Here is a 15,902-nt window from a genome sequence, read left to right on the forward strand (position 1 = left end):
GTTTCCTGTTGGCAGTCAATTCGGCTGCCGGACCGGAACCGTAGAGGACGACCATGATCAGCCCACACAGCTCCAGCGCCAGCGCGCCCGCCCCGACAGCGCTCGTCAAAGATGGCGCGTTCGTCGGTCAGCTGGTGGCTTCCCTGTCGATTCCGGTCTTCGTCCTCGACACCGAGGCGCGGGTCATGATCTGGAACCGGGCCTGCGAGCAGCTCACCGGCGTGGCCGCCCACGAGGTGCTCGGCACGGCCGACCATTGGCGCAGCTTCTACGAACACCGCCGCCCTACCCTGGCCGACCTGGTGCTGCAGAACCGCAGCGAGGACGTGCGTAAAATCCTGCCGCGCTCCGCCTCCGAGCATTCGCCGGCCAGCCTGTGCATCGAAAGCTGGTTCGACATGCCGCGCGCCGGGCGCCGGCGTTACCTAGCCGCCGACGCCAGCCCGATTTTCGGCTCGGACGGCGAGCTGGCGGCGGTGGTGGAGACCCTGCGCGACCTCACCGACGAGAAGATGGCCCAGGCGGCCCTGGAACAGCTGGCCACCCGCGACGGGCTGACCGGCCTTGCCAACCGTCGCTGTTTCGACGACACCCTGCACGCCGAATGGGCGCGCGCCCTGCGCCAGCAGCAGCCGCTGTCGCTCTTGATGGTCGATGTCGACAACTTCAAGGCCTATAACGATGCCAACGGCCACCTCGGCGGGGACGAATGCCTCAAGCGCATCGCCCGCGCGGTGGCCAGCGAGATGCGCGCCAACGACCTGGTGGCGCGCTACGGCGGCGAGGAATTCGCGGTGATCCTGCCCAACCAGTCGCTCAAGGGGGCCGCCATCGTGGCCGAACGCATCCGTTGCCGCGTCGAGCAGCTGCAGCTGCCGGGCAGCGCGCCGACCCGCCACGTGACGGTGTCGATCGGGGCCGCGACCGCCATGGCCGGCCCGGACAACAGCGCCAGCCAGCTGGTCGCCACCGCCGACGCCGCCCTGTACCGGGCCAAGCATCTTGGCCGCAACCGCATCAGCCTGCCCCTGAGCGAGGCGGCCTAGCAGGCGGCCGGCGCAGGTATGCACGCCTGAATTCCCTGTTCTTTCCTTGTTGAATAATCTATCCTTTGCGGATAGTAATATTCCCACAAGGAGAGAACGTGTTGAAAACCACCCTGTCGCGCAGCGTCCTCGCGACCCTCGTGCCGGCCGCATTGCTGGCCTTCGCGCCGGCGGCCGGCGCCGCCCCGGCCGCGAAAGCCGCCACCGCGAAAGCGGCCGGCGCCGATGTCCTGCCCTTCAAGGCCGTCGAGAAAACCCTGCCCAACGGGCTCAAGGTGATCGTGGTACCGACCGGCTTCCCGAACCTGGTGTCGGTGCACATCCCGGTGCAGACCGGCTCGCGCAACGAAGTGGAACCGGGCAAGTCGGGTTTCGCCCACTTCTTCGAACACATGATGTTCCGCGGGACGCCCACGTATCCGCCTGAAAAGTACCAAGAGATCATCACCCGCGCCGGTGCGCGCCAGAACGCCTATACCAGCGACGACCTCACCAACTACTACACCACCTTCGCCAAGGAAGACCTGGACACGGTCCTGAAGGTCGAGGCCGACCGCTTCCAGAACCTGGCCTATCCGGTCGAGGCCTTCAAGACCGAGTCGCGCGCCGTGCTTGGCGAGTACAACAAGAACAGCGCGAACCCGATGCAGAAGCTGTTCGAGACCCAGCGCGAAGCCGCGTTCTCGACCCACACCTACCGCCACACCACGATGGGCTTCCTGAAGGACATCGAGGACATGCCCAACCAGTACGAGTACTCGAAGGTCTTCTTCGACCGCTGGTACCGTCCGGAGCGCACCACGGTCATCATCGCCGGCGACGTCGAGCCGGCCAAGGCGGTGGCGATGGTCGAGAAATACTGGGGCGGGTGGAAACGCGGCAGCTTCAAGTCGAACGTGCCGGTCGAGCCGGCGCCGCAAGGCGCGCAGTACCGCCACGTGGCGTGGCAGACCCCGACCCTGCCGCTGGTGACGGTCGCCTTCCGGGCGCCGGCCTTCTCGGATACGCAGAAGGACCAGGCGGCGCTGTCGATGCTGCTGTCGTTGTCCTTCGGGCGCACCTCGCCGCTGTACAAGCGCCTGGTGCAGGACGAGCAGAAGGTCGACCAGCTGTTCGACTTCGTACCGAACCGGGTCGACCCGACCCTGGCCACGATCGGCGCGCGCGTCAAGAAGCCGGGCGACGCGCTGTACGTGCGCGACGCCATCCTGCAGACCGTGGCGAAGCTGCGCGACGAACCGGTGACGGGCGCCGCGCTGGCCGATGCGAAGTCCGCCAACAAGTACGGCCTGATCCGCACGCTCGACAACACCGAGGCGATCGCCTCCACCCTGGCGTCCTACGTGCACTTCAACCGTTCCTACGACACCCTGAACCGCTACTACCGCGTGGTCGACAGCCTCACGCCGGCCGACCTGCAGGCGGCCGCCCGCAAGTACCTGGTGGACGAGTCGATGGTGGTGACCACCCTCTCGCACGAAGCGCTGCCGGAAGCGATCAAGAGCCTGCCCAAGCTGGCCAGTTTCGCGCCCAAGGCGGGCGAGGCCAGGTTCGACGTGCTGGTCCAGAAGTCGGCCCTGCCGCAGATCCGCTTCAAGCTGCTGTTCGCGGCCGGTTCCGCGCACGACCCCAAGGGCAAGGAAGGCCTGGCGGCCCTGACCGCGGCCATGGTGGCCTCGAGCGGCTCGCGCGAGCGCAAGATCGATGAAGTGACCAAGGCCCTGTTCCCGCTGGCCGGCAGTTTTTCCGAGCAGACCGACAAGGAAGTGACCACCTTCAGCGGCTCGACACACAAGGACAACTGGGACCAGTACCTCGGCATCGCACTGCCGCTGCTGGTCGATCCGGGCTTCCGTGAAGAAGATTTCCGCCGCCTGAAGGACGCCCAGAAGAATGCCTTGGTGCTCGACCTGAAGGACAACAACGAGGAGGAATTCGGCAAGGAGCGCCTGCAGGCGAACGTCTTCGCCGGCACCCCTTACGGCCATCCGGTGCTGGGCACGGTCAAGGGCATCGAATCGATCACCCTGGACGACGTCAAGAATTTCTATCGCCAGGCCTATACGCAGGGCGCGGTGCGGGTCGGCATCTCGGGCGACGTGTCGGACGCCATGGTCGCCTCGCTCAAGGGCGCGCTGGCGCGCCTGCCGGCAGCCGGCGGCCTGGCGCCGACCCCGGCCATCCGCGGCCGCATGCCGAACGGCCTGGACGTCGAGATCATCGAGAAGAACACCCGCGCCACCGCGATCTCCTTCGGCCTGCCGATCGAGGTGACCCGTTCGCATCCGGACTTCCCGGCCCTGTGGCTGGCCAAGACCTGGCTCGGAGAGCACCGTGCCTCGAGCGCCCGCCTGTACCAGCGCATCCGCGAGGAGCGCGGCATGAACTACGGCGACTATGCCTACATCGAAGCCTTCCCGCGCGGGATGTTCCAGTTCTTCCCGAACCCGAACCTGGGCCGCAAGGCGCAGCTGTTCGAAGTCTGGATCCGCCCGGTGGCGCCGCAGAACGGCCACTTCGCCCTGCGCGCCGCGCTGTTCGAACTGGACAAGATGATCCAGAACGGCCTGTCGCAGCAGGACTTCGAGACCACCCGTGGCTATCTTGAAAAGAACGTGTTCGTGATGACGGCCACCCAGGACCAGCAACTGGGCTATGCGCTCGACGCCCAGTGGTACCGCACGCCCGAATTCACCCGCATGATGCGCGATGGCCTGGCCAAACTGACGGTGGCGGACGTGAATGCCGCGATCCGGAAGCACCTGTCGGCCAAGAACCTGTCGGTGGTGATCATCACCAAGGACGCGGCCGCGCTGAAAGACAGGCTGGTGAGCGATGCCTTCTCGCCGATCAGCTACGATGCAGAGAAGCCACAGGCGCTGCTGGACGAAGACCAGCGGATCGGATCGATGAAGCTGGGGATCAAGCCGGAGTCGGTACGGATCACGCCGGCGGCGCAGGCCTTTGCCGAGTGATGTGAGCGGCTGCCTGCCCGGCCGGTGAAATCGGCGCCCCGCGGGGCGCCGATTTTTTGGGCGCTGCGCAGCGCGGCGCGATCAGGAGCTGGCCCGATACCATCCGTGCCGCACCGCCGGCTTCATCTTCTCCCAGTTCGCCTGCCCGCCCTCGCGGGCCTCCCAGTCGGCGCGCAGCGCGCTCTCGACCTCGTCCCATCGGCGAGCGCGGTAGCGCTGCTCGCGCGCCATCGCCGCCCCGAAGCCATAGGCGGGACGGTAGTCGTCGTAGCTGCCGGCGTCCGCCGCGCTGCCGTAGGCGGCGTCCCAGTGTTTGCGGTAGCCGCGTTCCTCGTCATCGCCGGTGACGCGTTCCCAGCCGTGGCGCACCGCCGCCTTCAGCCGGTCCCAGGCGCCCGCCAGGGGTTTGCCGCCGCCGGCGCGCGCATGCCAGCCGCGCGCCAGCTCGCCCTCGACGTCGTCCCACGGGCGGTTCCGGTACAGCTCGCTCCTGCGCATCTCGGCGCCGAAGGTGTACGCCGGCTTGACCTTGTCGTAGTCCATCCCCGAGCCGCCCAGGTGGGTGTCGTAGTGGCTGCGGTAGTAGCTGTCGGCGTCGTGGTGCACCGTGATCCGGTCCCAGCCGCGGCGTACCGCTGCCTTTACCTTGTCCCAGGTGAGACCGGAGATGCCGGCGCCGAAGGCTTCCCAATTGCTGCGCAGTTCGTTCTCGACCTCATGCCAGGCACGCCCATGGTACTTGTCGTCGCGCGCCATATCGGCGCCATAGGCGTAGGCCGGCTTGACGCTTTCGTAGTCCGCGTCGCCATAGTTGGACAGGAAATGGTTGCGGTAGTAATCGTCGTCGTCGCCAAAGAAATTACTGCCGATGTCGAGGCCGCTGCCATGACCCGCGGGAGGCGGGGTTTCCGGCGAATAGATGCGCGAGCGGCCGCGCTGGGTCTCGGTAAGTCGCGCGCTCGGCGCGGGGGCGGCACCGGGGCCAGATTCGCGCTGGCCCGCTTCGCCGCCGCCGGTTTCGATGTCCTCGAAGCTGGGAACGTGGACGGCGTTCTCGCGCAAGGTCGACCCGTGCAAGGAGGTGCTGCCGGTGGCGCCGAGGCCACTCTCTCCGAGCGGCTCCTGGTAAGTCCCTCCCGTCGGCACCGACTGGTACAGCGAATGCTGCTGGAAGATCATGCCGTCGCCCGGGTTGTCGAGATGCGGCCTGCCTGCCGCCCGCGGCTGCGCCGGCTGCGCCGAAGCCTGCTGCATGCTGGCGGCCCCGCCCATGCGCATCGATTCGGGCGGACGGCCCGTGTCGTTTGCCATGGCGCCGGCCTGCGCTTCCCCGTCGTCGATGTCGGAGGGGCCGAAGCGCTCGACGATGTCGGCGGCGTGCTCGGCCTCCGGCAGCGAAGCGGCGGCCACCACCAGGACGTGGTGGCCGCGGGTGACCGCGCCGGTGTAGCGGCTGGCACGCAGGCTGTTGTCGGCGCCGAACAGGTCGGTAAAGACGCGCCGCAGGTTGGCGCCGTTACCGCCGCTTGCTGCGCCGCCGCCGGCGCCGCCGGTGCTGTCGGTCATGCCGGTCGGATCGGCATTGGAAAGCGTGAGCGTCTCGCGCGCGAAACCCGCGGAAATCAGCGCGTTCATCGCACTCTGTGCATCGGCCCGGTTACCGAACACAGCTACAAGAGTATGTTGCATGGTCGTTCCTCCCCATCGGTAAGTCCCGGGGCGCGCCAATCCTGGCTGCCGAACCGACCGGCCCGTCCCGCATCGGCGCATGGCCGTTGCATCGAACAGCCTACTCCAATACCGGGCCACCGAAAAGAAAAACCCCCCAGGGCGTTACCCTGGGGGGCGTGAATGGCTTGCGGCGTGCCTGGATAGCTGGCAGGCCGCCCTGGCACGGAATGCGATCAGGAGGTCATCCGATCCCAGCCGTGGCGCACCGCCGACTTCATCTTTTCCCAGGTCGACTGGCCGCCGCTGCCGTAGCGGGTATCCCAGTCGGTGCGCAGCTCGTTTTCGACTTCGCCCCACTGGCGGCCGCGGTACTTCGGATCGCGGGCCATCGACGAGCCATAGGCGTAGGCCGGCTTGTAGTCGTCATAGCTGCCGGCGTCGCTGGAGGTGCTGTAGGTGGCGTTCCAGTGGCTGCGGTATTCGCGCTCGTTGTCGTCGTCATCCGTCATGCGGTCCCAACCGTGCCGGACCGCCGCCTTCATGCTTTCCCATGCGCCGCCCACGCCGGTGCCGGCCGCGGCGGTCGAACCGGTGCCGCCGGAGATCCGGGAATCCCAGCCGCGCGCCAGGTCGCCCTCGATGTCGTCCCACGGGCGATTCCGATACAGCTCGCTCCTGCGCATTTCGGAGCCGTAGGCATAGGCGGGCTTGACGCTGTCGTAATCCATGCCCGAGCTGCCCAGGGTGCGGTCGTAGTGGCTGCGGTAATAGCTGTCGTCGTCCTTGTCGAGGGTCATGCGGTCCCAGCCTCGGCGCACCGCCGCCTTCATCTTTTCCCAGGTCGAACCGGCGGCGCTGCCGCTACGGGTATCCCAGTCGCTGTGCAGGTCGCTTTCCACCTCGTCCCAGCGGCGGCCGCGGTACTTGTCGCTGCGTGCGCTTTCGGCGCCATAGCTGTAGGCCGGGGCGTAGTCGTCATACGAGCCGCCCGCCGTGCCGTAGGTGTTGCTGAAGTGGCTGCGGTAGATGGTGTCGTCGTCATCGTTCGTCATGCGGTCCCAGCCGCGGCGCACGGCCGCCTTCATACGGTCCCAGGTGTCGCCCGCGCTGGCGCCGCTGCGGGTGCTCCAGTCGCTGCGCAGGTCGTTCTCGACCTCGTCCCACTTGCGGCCGCGGTACTTGTCGCTGCGCGCCATCTCGGAGCCGTAGGCGTAGGCCGGCTTGATGCGCTCGTAGTCCTCGCCGTTGTAGTTGGCCAGGAAGTGGTTGCGGTAGTAATCGTCATCGTCGCCGAAGAAGCTGCTGCCGATGTCCAGGCCGCTGCCGGTCGCCGCCGCGCCGGTTCCCGGCGAGTAGATGCGCGAGCGGCCGCGCTGGGTCTCGGTGAAGCGGCTGCTGCCCGCGGACGAGCCCATCGCGCCATCGCGCTGCATCGAGCCGGCGCTGCCCTGCATCGCCGATCCTTCCAGCGAGGAGCCCTGCAGGGTGCCGCCCTGGCCGCCCGAGCTGCGGATCGACATGTCGTTCTGCGTGCCTTCCAGGGACGAGGCCTGCACCGCGTTTTCCTGCAGGGTCGAACCCTGGAGCGAGGTGCCGCCGGTCGCGCTCAGGCCGCTCTGGCCCATCGGTTCCTGGTAGGTGGTGCCCATCGGCTCGGCCTGGTGCAGCGACTGCTGCTGGAACAGCTTGCGGTCGCCCGGGTTGTCGAGCTGCTGGCTGGCGCCCGTGGCTGCGCCGAGGCCCGCGGCGGTGCCGAGGCTGCCGTTGCCGGCCGTCGTGCCGGCGCTCATGCCAGCGCCGGACTGGGCCGACATCGGCGCGGATTGCTGCACGCCGCCGGCGCCGCTCATGCGCATCGACTCCGGCATGCCGCTGCCCGCGCCCATCGCACCGGCGCCGGATGCCTGTTCGTCGATGTCGGTCGGACCGTAGCGCTCGACGATGTCGGCGGCGCGCTCCACTTCCGGCAGGGATTGGGCACGCACGGTGAGCACGTGGTGGCCACGGGTGACCGCGCCCTCGTACCGGCTGGCATGTTCGTTGTTGTCGGCGCCGAACAGGTCGGTGAAAAAGTGCTTGATGGAAGCGCCGATACCGATGCCGGTACCGTCGGCCAGGGTGTCGCTGGTGCCGCTGGCGGCGCTGCTGCCAGTGACGCTGTCGGTCATCCCGGTCGGATCGGCATTGCTCAGCTTGACCTCATCACGCGAGAAGCCCGAGGACATCAGCTCGTCTATCGCATTCTGTGCGTCGGTCCGGTTGTCGAACACGGCTACAAGAGTATGTTGCATGGTCATTCCTCCCTTAAAGTGAGTGACGGGGGTGGCCGCCGAACGGTCCGGCCCCGGACCGCTCGCGTGAGCGGGACAAGGTCGCGACAGCTCGCGCGCCAGCCCGCCGCGCGCAAATGCACCGGACCAGATTACCGCAAACCCGGCCGTACCCGCGCGCGCCTGACCGGACAGTAGGGAGGATGGAAAACGGCGCCCGCAGGCGCCGTCCGTCACGCCGGGACGCGGACTCAGTAGCTTCGGGTGGTGCCGGTATCGCCGGTCATGCGATCCCAGCCGTGGCGCACCGCGGCCTTCATTTTTTCCCAGGTCGAGGGGCCGCCGCTGTAGCGCGATTCCCAGTCGGTGCGCAGGTCGGATTCGACCTCGTCCCACTGGCGTCCGGTGTAGCGGCCGCTGCTGGCCATCTGCGAACCGTAGCTGTAGGCCGGCGCGTAGTCGTCATACGATGCCCCGGTGGCGCCGTAGGTGCTGGTGAAGTGGTTGCGGAAATAGCTGTCGTCGTCGCGCAGGTCGGAGCGCGCGGTGGTGTCGTCCAGGCGCTGCACGTCCACCTCGGTATGGCGCACGGTGTCGTGGATCTGCTGCTGGCGTTCGTCCACCTGCTTGCCGACCGTAACTTCCTCGACGATGCGGGCCGATTTCTCGACCACGGCTTCCTCGGCGGTCTCGCGCATCTCGATGGTCTGCTCCTTGAACGCGGTCGCGTCGCTCGGGCTGATCGGCTGGTCGACGGCGCGGCGCTGGACATCGACGTGCTCTTCGCGCAGGCCGACGGTCTGGTCGACCGGGGTCTCGACCACGCGCGAATAGATGCGCACGCCGCCGCGCTGGACTTCGCGCTTGCCGACCTTGAGCTGTTCTTCGACCACCGGAATCGTTTGGGTGGTGCCGCTGCGGCCGGTTTCCATCGCGGTGTCGCGCTGCAGCGAGGCGCCCGACAGCTTGCCTTGCTGCTGGGCGCTGCCCGATTGCGCCGACGCCGAGTAGGTCTGCATGCCGCTCTGGCTGCCCTGCAGCATGGCGCCGCTGGCGCCCATCCTGCCGACGTTGTCGGAGTGTTCGTCGATGTCGATCGGGCCGAAGCGCTCGACGATGTCGGCGGCGCGTTCAACTTCCGGCAGCGAATCGGCGCTCAGGGTGATCACGCACTTGCCGCCGGAGACGGCGCCTTCGTAGCTGCTCAGGCGCCGGGTGTCGTCTTCGTCACTGCCAAACAGGTCGCTGAAGAAATGCTTGATGCTGCTGCCGATGCCGGTGTCGGCCGACGTGGTCGTGGTGGTGGAGCTGGCGGTGGAAGTCGCGCTCCCGGTCAGCCCGGTCGTGCCGGTGTCTCCCGACATGCGCACGTCGGAGCGCGGAAAGCCCGACGCGAGCAGCTCGTCCATCGCGCTGCGCGCGTCGGCGTTGTTGTCGAAAACGGCTACCAAAGTATGTTGCATGATCGTTCCTCCATCATTGGTGGGTATCGGATGCGGGTGGCGAACCGGCCTCGTCGAAGCGCTCGACCTCGACCCGCTCCGCTTTGAGCGCAACGGTGTCGCGGTAGTGCTCCTCGTGCCGCACGCGGGTGATGTGCAGTTCTTCCTTGATGCGCAGGCGGCGTTCGACCACCAGCACCTCTTCGAGAACCGGCACCACCAGCGTGTCGCCTTCATAGCGGCTTGCAGGTGCTTCTTCCAGCGCGACGATCCGGTCCACGGGAACATGCCGGACGTCCACCTCCTCGCGCACCAGGCGCTCGTCGATGGTGACCGGATGTTCCGCAACCGTCTTGTGCACACGCACGCCGCGGCCGGTCTCGACGACGCGCGTGCCGACCGCCAACTGCTCCTCGATCACGGGTATGCGCAGGCCTTCCTGCTGCTTGTTCTCGGGGATATTGCTCGACATCGGAACAGCTCCTCGTATCGCCGGATAGGACGAACGAGGTTACGCCCTTTTTATCGGGGCATGCGCACCTTTGACGTACGGAACGGTATACCGCACCGGGACGGCGGCCGCGCCGTCCGGCCAGGTCGCGGAAGCGATCAGGCGAAGGGATTGTCGACGGTCTGGACGTCGGGCGGCGGCAGGTGCTCGGGCAGTCCGCGCGCCTCGAGCGCGTCGACCACCGCGGAGAGCTGCGCATGCAGGCGGCGCGCCAGCGCCAGCCCGGCCTGGTCGGCGGTCAGGTCGACGTCGCCGGAAATAGTGATGCGGTCGAGGCGGTTCTCCAGCATCAGGTTGCCGATCTCGAGGACGTCGGCTTCATTGGCAAAGGGCGTAAACTTGTTCTTGCGGCTCATATTGGCGTCCGATTCAATTGCGGTTCTTGCGCTGGCGAATCTTCGGAAGCGCGAGCATCCGCTTCTTCTGTTGGCGGGTCAGCGCGGGCAACAATTCGATGCCAATGATGCGCTCCAGTTCGGCCACAGGGACTTCGTGGATCGTCGCTCCGCTTCGGTTCTCGATGAACCAGGCGGCTGCGGCTTTTTGGCGGGGACTATACACCACCTTGTAAAGGTGACTCGGCACGATCACATTGCCGACCTTTTGCAGGCTGCTGCCAAGGAAGGCCGGACCGGAAACCACGTACAACTCACCTTCCTTGCGGACCATGTCGCGCACCTCATTTTCGATCGGTGTCCAGATTCCCCTGTGCTGGTCGCGGTTCTGCGGGACCATGTTGGCGAGCGAGAAGCTTTCGAGTTGGGCACGCCGGTCTGGCATGTTACCGTTCGGCGCCATGTGACCGCGGTCGAAACCGCTGCGCGCATAGTCGGACAGCTCAGCGCGTTGGCCGCGCGGCAGCTGCTGCTCCGCATGGAAAGCGTTTTCGCGTTCCCGTCCTTTGGCAGCGGCGAGCTGGCTGCTAGAAAGGTGTTCAGCCGACCATAGCGGCGTACGAGTCACGCCTGAATGCATGATGCTGAACTCGCTGTAGCACAGCTCGCGAGTGGCTGTGGCTAGCTTAGGATTGCGGATCTCGGGCGCGCGGCCGTCGAGGTAATGGTCGGCACAGCTGGCGGCCTGGGCGCTGCCGGAGGCCAGCAGTACGCCCAGCAGGGCGGCCCGGCCGAGCCGGGCAAGGAGGGTACGGAACATGGTGAGGTGCTGCGAAAGCTGGAAAATCGTCAAGCCGTATTGTAGCCGAGCGGCCTTGATTGAGGTCAAACCGATGGCCAAGCCAATCGCGCGCAAAGACGCGCACGATTGGAAATGCCTTTCCCCGAAGAATGAGATAAACTTGCGCCCTTCTTAACAAAAGATTCCTTTTGGGAAAGTACACCCGAAGCGAATGAATCGTCCGCCAATTCCCGAGGACTTGCGCCGTTTCGTCCTGACGAGCGTTCCCTCCGTGCCCTTCCTCGAGGCGCTGCTGCTGCTGCGCGCGAATCCCGGCCAGCAATGGAGCGGAGAGATGCTGGCGCAGCGCCTGTATACCAGCGAGCGCACCGCCGACGGCCTGCTCGACGAGTTGTGCCGATCCGGCATGGCCGCGCCCTGCCCCGCACCGCACGAACACTGCTATTGCTATGCGCCTGCCAGCGCCGCGCTGCGCGAGCGGATCGATGGCCTGGCCGACCTGTACGCACGGCACCTGGTGGACGTTACCAACCTCATCCATTCCACTCTCGACCGCAAGGCGCAGCAGTTCGCCGACGCCTTCCGCCTGCGAAAGGATACCTAATGGGCGAACTCATCTACACGTTGTGCATGCTGACCTCGCTGGCCTGTACCTGGCTCCTGTTCGCCAGCTACCGGCGCACGCGCCACCGTCTCCTGTTCTGGAGCGGACTGTGCTTTGCGGTGATGACCTTCAACAATTTATTCCTGATTTTCGACAAGATCGTGTTTCCGAACGTCGATTTCATGCCGCTGCGGGTCATCAGCGCCCTGGTCGCATGCCTGCTCTTGTTGTACGGCCTGATCTACGAGAAGGAGTGAGCCGATGGTCCAGATGATGTACGGTGCAATCTCGATGGCTTCGCTCACCATCGCCCTGTTCTTCCTGCGCTTCTGGCGCAACACCGGCGACCGCTTCTTCCTCTGGTTCGCCCTGTCCTTTTTCATCGAAGGCGTGCACCGCATCTATTCCGCGGTGCTGAACGAGGCGGGCGAGGATTCGCCGCTGCACTACCTGATCCGGGTGCTGGCCTACGGCATGATCGTGTGGGCGATCGTCGAGAAGAACCTGCCGCCCAAGCGAGGTCGCGGCTAGCGTGCGCCCGGCCGCACGGTGCGGCGCGATAATGGGCCATGAAAAACCGTCAACAGGAGGACAGCATGGCCCCGGAAAAGCAGCAAGAAAACGAGCAGGCCACCCCGCAGGCGAACCCTGTCGCCGGCGGCGGCCAGGACCAGCGTTCCGACAACCTGCTTCCCGGTAGCGAAGGCGCCGAGGACGGCCGCTTCGACGTGGCCGAGGAAGTCAGCCTCGACCAGCATTCCGACGAGGCGCGCCGGGTCGGCCAACTGCCCGAGAACGGCATCGCCGACGCGCTCCCCGACGCGCTCAAGACCCCGGTTCCCTCCCAGGGCGTGCCGGAAAAAGACTAATTCTTCACGGGCCGCCGGCGGCGGCCCGGCATGCTTCACCCACCCATCGTCACACCCATCTTCAGGCCTTCGATCGTGTGCGCCTGCCGGATCGGCACGAGCTCATCGACCACGCGGCAGTTCAGGTGGCGGCGCACGGCTTCCGGCAGGCTGTCATGGTAGGCGCGCGAGAGCTGCAGGTCGTGCTTGATGGCGTTGGTCGCGTCAGGCGCGTCGGCGCCCACAACCAGCACCGGGCGCGAGAGCTTCGAGCGGTTGGCGGTGCCGCGGTGGATGGTCAGGGCCGAGCGCGCCGAGATGTCGCCCATCTGCGGCAGCTTGCGCTGCGCCAGCGCCTCGTAGCGCGGATACAGCGACTTGTCGGGGAACATCGGGTCGCCCTCGTACAGGTCCCACTGGGTACCCGGGGCGATCTCGAAGGGGCCCATGTCCTCGGTCACGTCGACCGTCGTGAGGTTGAAGGCGAGCGAACTGAGGCGCCGGCCCTGGACCGTTTCCGGGGGCGAGGCGAAATCGCGGTGCCAGGGCTGGTGCATGGCGCCCGGACCTGGCACGTCGAAGCCCACCTCCACGATACGCCACTGCGGCCCCAGCACCGCGCTGCACACCGCGTGGATCCACGGGTGGCTGGCGATGGTCACGAAGGAACGCAGGCGCTCCGGGTGCACCTCGACGTAATATCGGTTCGGGCCGCGGTTCAGGGCCCCGCCCTCGCGCGCCAGCGCTTCCTCGAACAGCACGTCGATGTCGGCGCGCAGTTCCTTGACCAGCTCGCGGCTGAAGGCCCCGCGGCAGGCGATGATGCCGTCCCCGTATATGCCGCGCATGATGTCGGCCACTTCGACTCCCGCGCGGCTTGCTCCGCTGTCCATGCTTGCTTCCTCCTCTGTTCGTGCGCGCGGCCCGGCGGCCGGCAATGATTCGTCGTTGGGAAATACTACTGGCAATTGCCAAGGCGCGGCGCGCCGCCAGACGTTGACAGGGAGGCATCCGGACCGTAGATTGTCGCCACCACCACGACAGGAACCGTCCATGACACCCATACCGACCCGCAGGGGCGCCACTTGACGCCTGGACCGGCCAGCGTGCTGTTCATCTGCGAGCGCCCGGTCGCCGACCCGGTGCTGGGGCGGGCCGCGGACGAGCTGGGCGCGACGGTCCTGCATGCGCGCTCATTGTCGGCGGGCATCGAGCAGGCGCGCCACCGTGATTTCGCGCTGATGCTGGTCGGCTACGCGGGCGATGCCGGCGCGCTGGCCGCCGCCATCCGCCAGGTCAGGACCACGCGCCGCTCGGTCCACACGCCGGTGGTCGCGCTGGGCGTTCCGGCCGACCCGGCGTTCCCGGCCGAAGCCCTGTACGAAGCCGGTGCGGTGGCGGTGTTGACCGAGCCGCTCTCCCCGGTAATCCTGCGCGCCAAGCTGCGCTTCTATATCGACGCCTTCCAGGCCGCCGCCGAGCGGCGCCGCGCCGAGGCGGCCCTGATCGACGCCAGCGTCCGGCTCGAATCCATCATCGCCGCCGCCGAGCTGGGGGTGTGGAACTGGGACATCGGACCCGACCGGGTCGAGGGCGACGCCCGCACGGCCGCCCTGTTCAACATCCCCGAAGCCTTGCGCGACAGTGCGCCGCTGGCGCGCTACTTCGAGGCCATCCACCCCGACGACCTGGCGCCGGTCCGGGCCTTGCTGTCGAACGCGGTGGCGCGCGACCTGCCCTACGACGCCACCTTCCGCATCCGCCGGGCCGGCGGCGGCTGGCGCTGGGTCATCGCGCGCGGCAGCGTGGTGGCGGCGGCCGACGGCAGCCCACGCATGCGCGGGGTCGTGATCGATGCCTCGCGCCAGTTCGAGGCCGAACAGCAGCTGCGCCTGAGCGAGGAACGTTACCGCACCCTGTTCGACTCGATCGACGAGGGCGTATGCGTGATCGAAATGCTGTATGACAATGCCGGGCAGCCCTGCGACTACCGCTTCCTGGAGACCAATCCGGCCTTTACCAAGCATACCGGCCTGGTCGATGCGGTCGGCCGCAGCATCCGCCAGATCGCGCCCGACCACGGGCGCCATTGGTTCGATATGTATGGAAGGGTGGCCGCGACAGGCGAGGCGGTGCGCTTCGTTAACGAAGCGCGCGAGCTGGGCCGCTGGTTCGACGTCTACGCGGCCCGCATCGGGCCGCCCGAGCAGCACCGGATCGCGGTGGTATTGAACGACATCACCGAGCGCCGCAAGGGCGAGGATGCGCTGCGCCAGATGGCGGCCGACCTGGAAGAAGCGAACCGCATCAAGACCGAATTCCTGGCCACGCTCGCCCACGAGCTGCGCAACCCGCTCGCCCCGCTGCGTAGCGGCCTGCAGTTCATCCGGCGCGCGCCCGAGGACCCGGCGGCGGTGGCGCGCATCCACGAGATCATGGAACGCCAGCTGGGGCAGCTGGTCCACCTGGTCGACGACCTGCTCGACGTGGCGCGCATCACGCGCGGCCAGGTCGCCCTCAAGCGCGAACGCATCGACCTGGCCGGCGTGCTGTCGGCGGCGGTCGAGACCAGCATGCCGCTGATCGAGGCGGCGCGCCACCACCTGGACCTGCGCCTGCCCCAGGAAACACTGGTGGTGGAGGCCGATTCCACCCGCCTGACCCAGGTGCTGTCCAACCTGCTCAACAACGCGGCGCGCTACACGCCGCGCGGCGGCAGCATCGTGCTCGCCGCCGAACGCGACGGTGAGGAGGCGGTCATCGCCGTGTCCGACAACGGCATCGGCATCGACCCGGCGCGGCTGGAAGACGTGTTCAAGATGTTCACCCAGATCGGCGAAGGGCGCCGCCACGCGGCCGGCGGCCTCGGGATCGGCCTGTCGCTGGTGCGCAGCCTGGTCGAACTGCATGGCGGCAGCGTGCATGCGGGCAGCGCCGGCACCAATGCGGGCAGCGTGTTTACCGTGCGCCTGCCGCTGGCGGCCAGCGCGCTTCCCGGCGCGGCGCCGGCGCCGGCCGAAGGGAGTGCGGCGCCGCGCAGCGCCCGGCGCGTGCTGGTGGTGGACGACAACCGCGACGCCGCCGAGACCCTGTCGGCCGTGCTGGGCCAGCTCGGCCACCAAGCGCTGGTCGCGAACGACGGCCACCAGGCGCTGCGGATGATGGCGGGATTCGAGCCCGACGTCGTCTTCCTAGACCTCGGCATGCCCGGCATGTCGGGCTTCGAAGTGGCCGAAGCCATCCGGCGCGAGCCGCGCTACGCCGGCGTGCGCCTGGTGGCCCTGACCGGCTGGGGCGGCGAGGCCGACCGCGAGCGCAGCGCCCGCGCCGGCTTCGACCGGCACCTCACCAAGCCGGCCACCGCCGCCGCCATCGAGGACGCGCTGGCCTGATCCCGC

14 protein-coding genes are annotated in these 15,902 nt (G+C 67.5%); 7 read left to right on the plus strand and 7 right to left on the minus strand.

All coding sequences use genetic code 11. From position 1 onward, the window contains the following. The first annotated feature begins 53 nt into the window (after positions 1-53). Positions 54-1,046: a sensor domain-containing diguanylate cyclase gene (locus tag MasN3_RS14045; protein ID WP_281907878.1), complete on the plus strand. Its 993-nt coding sequence runs from the start codon at positions 54-56 to the stop codon at positions 1,044-1,046. Between the two features lie 98 nt (positions 1,047-1,144). Beyond that, complete coding sequence (locus MasN3_RS14050) at positions 1,145-4,021, plus strand: M16 family metallopeptidase (protein WP_281907880.1); 2,877 nt, start codon at positions 1,145-1,147, stop codon at positions 4,019-4,021. Between the two features lie 81 nt (positions 4,022-4,102). Here the strand turns inward: MasN3_RS14050 and MasN3_RS14055 are convergent, their stop codons facing one another. The 6 genes from MasN3_RS14055 to MasN3_RS14080 all read right to left on the minus strand — a co-directional run bounded on the left by MasN3_RS14055 (position 4,103) and on the right by MasN3_RS14080 (position 11,070). Beyond that, positions 4,103-5,710 (minus strand): hypothetical protein, encoded by a 1,608-nt coding sequence (locus MasN3_RS14055; protein ID WP_281907881.1) that lies wholly within the window; start codon positions 5,708-5,710, stop codon positions 4,103-4,105. A 215-nt stretch (positions 5,711-5,925) separates the two neighbouring features. Next, positions 5,926-7,983 carry a hypothetical protein gene (locus tag MasN3_RS14060; protein WP_281907882.1) on the minus strand — a complete coding sequence of 686 codons (2,058 nt, stop codon included), beginning with the start codon at positions 7,981-7,983 and terminating at the stop codon, positions 5,926-5,928. 230 nt (positions 7,984-8,213) lie between these two features. Beyond that, positions 8,214-9,425, minus strand: coding sequence for a YsnF/AvaK domain-containing protein (locus MasN3_RS14065; RefSeq protein ID WP_281907884.1), 1,212 nt, complete (start codon positions 9,423-9,425; stop codon positions 8,214-8,216). A 13-nt stretch (positions 9,426-9,438) separates the two neighbouring features. Then, entirely contained in the window at positions 9,439-9,876 is a 438-nt protein-coding gene (locus tag MasN3_RS14070) for a DUF2382 domain-containing protein (protein WP_281907887.1), read from the minus strand. Between the two features lie 137 nt (positions 9,877-10,013). Beyond that, positions 10,014-10,271, minus strand: coding sequence for a hypothetical protein (locus MasN3_RS14075; RefSeq protein WP_281907889.1), 258 nt, complete (start codon positions 10,269-10,271; stop codon positions 10,014-10,016). Between the two features lie 13 nt (positions 10,272-10,284). Next, positions 10,285-11,070, minus strand: a complete 786-nt coding sequence (locus MasN3_RS14080) for a DNA/RNA non-specific endonuclease (protein WP_281907890.1) — start codon at positions 11,068-11,070, stop codon at positions 10,285-10,287. Positions 11,071-11,263: 193 nt separating this feature from the next. Between MasN3_RS14080 and MasN3_RS14085 the strand changes: the two genes are divergently transcribed. The 4 genes from MasN3_RS14085 to MasN3_RS14100 are packed head-to-tail and all read left to right on the plus strand — an operon-like array spanning position 11,264 to position 12,525. Next, on the plus strand, positions 11,264-11,656 hold the full coding sequence (locus tag MasN3_RS14085) for a hypothetical protein (protein WP_281907891.1): 393 nt from the start codon (positions 11,264-11,266) through the stop codon (positions 11,654-11,656). After that, positions 11,656-11,913 carry a DUF5985 family protein gene (locus MasN3_RS14090; protein ID WP_281907892.1) on the plus strand — a complete coding sequence of 86 codons (258 nt, stop codon included), beginning with the start codon at positions 11,656-11,658 and terminating at the stop codon, positions 11,911-11,913. The genes MasN3_RS14085 and MasN3_RS14090 overlap by 1 nt, the downstream gene beginning before the upstream one ends. A gap of 4 nt (positions 11,914-11,917) precedes the next feature. Beyond that, the gene (locus MasN3_RS14095; protein WP_281907895.1) at positions 11,918-12,187 is read left to right on the plus strand and encodes a DUF5985 family protein; all 270 of its coding nucleotides are present in this window, start codon (positions 11,918-11,920) and stop codon (positions 12,185-12,187) included. A gap of 38 nt (positions 12,188-12,225) precedes the next feature. Further along, complete coding sequence (locus MasN3_RS14100) at positions 12,226-12,525, plus strand: hypothetical protein (protein WP_281907897.1); 300 nt, start codon at positions 12,226-12,228, stop codon at positions 12,523-12,525. A gap of 35 nt (positions 12,526-12,560) precedes the next feature. Here MasN3_RS14100 and MasN3_RS14105 read toward each other — a convergent pair whose 3' ends face one another. Further along, positions 12,561-13,397 carry a phytanoyl-CoA dioxygenase family protein gene (locus tag MasN3_RS14105; RefSeq protein WP_281907898.1) on the minus strand — a complete coding sequence of 279 codons (837 nt, stop codon included), beginning with the start codon at positions 13,395-13,397 and terminating at the stop codon, positions 12,561-12,563. A 192-nt stretch (positions 13,398-13,589) separates the two neighbouring features. On the opposite strand from MasN3_RS14105, the gene MasN3_RS14110 reads away from it, so the two are divergent. Then, positions 13,590-15,896, plus strand: a complete 2,307-nt coding sequence (locus tag MasN3_RS14110) for an ATP-binding protein (RefSeq protein WP_281907900.1) — start codon at positions 13,590-13,592, stop codon at positions 15,894-15,896. Positions 15,897-15,902 lie beyond the last annotated feature (6 nt).

This window comes from Massilia varians (assembly GCF_027923905.1).
Classification (GTDB): domain Bacteria; phylum Pseudomonadota; class Gammaproteobacteria; order Burkholderiales; family Burkholderiaceae_D; genus Telluria; species Telluria varians_B.

What these genes read in the sequence shown, in the direction of transcription:
- MasN3_RS14105 (WP_281907898.1), bottom strand. Translation starts at nt 13,397, where the DNA reads ATGGACAGCGGAGCAAGCCGCGCGGGAGTCGAAGTGGCCGACATCATG.
- MasN3_RS14060 (WP_281907882.1), bottom strand. Translation starts at nt 7,983, where the DNA reads ATGCAACATACTCTTGTAGCCGTGTTCGACAACCGGACCGACGCACAG.
- MasN3_RS14100 (WP_281907897.1), top strand. Translation starts at nt 12,226, where the DNA reads ATGAAAAACCGTCAACAGGAGGACAGCATGGCCCCGGAAAAGCAGCAA.
- MasN3_RS14080 (WP_281907890.1), bottom strand. Translation starts at nt 11,070, where the DNA reads ATGTTCCGTACCCTCCTTGCCCGGCTCGGCCGGGCCGCCCTGCTGGGC.
- MasN3_RS14075 (WP_281907889.1), bottom strand. Translation starts at nt 10,271, where the DNA reads ATGAGCCGCAAGAACAAGTTTACGCCCTTTGCCAATGAAGCCGACGTC.
- MasN3_RS14045 (WP_281907878.1), top strand. Translation starts at nt 54, where the DNA reads ATGATCAGCCCACACAGCTCCAGCGCCAGCGCGCCCGCCCCGACAGCG.
- MasN3_RS14090 (WP_281907892.1), top strand. Translation starts at nt 11,656, where the DNA reads ATGGGCGAACTCATCTACACGTTGTGCATGCTGACCTCGCTGGCCTGT.
- MasN3_RS14095 (WP_281907895.1), top strand. Translation starts at nt 11,918, where the DNA reads ATGGTCCAGATGATGTACGGTGCAATCTCGATGGCTTCGCTCACCATC.
- MasN3_RS14055 (WP_281907881.1), bottom strand. Translation starts at nt 5,710, where the DNA reads ATGCAACATACTCTTGTAGCTGTGTTCGGTAACCGGGCCGATGCACAG.
- MasN3_RS14070 (WP_281907887.1), bottom strand. Translation starts at nt 9,876, where the DNA reads ATGTCGAGCAATATCCCCGAGAACAAGCAGCAGGAAGGCCTGCGCATA.
- MasN3_RS14085 (WP_281907891.1), top strand. Translation starts at nt 11,264, where the DNA reads ATGAATCGTCCGCCAATTCCCGAGGACTTGCGCCGTTTCGTCCTGACG.
- MasN3_RS14065 (WP_281907884.1), bottom strand. Translation starts at nt 9,425, where the DNA reads ATGCAACATACTTTGGTAGCCGTTTTCGACAACAACGCCGACGCGCGC.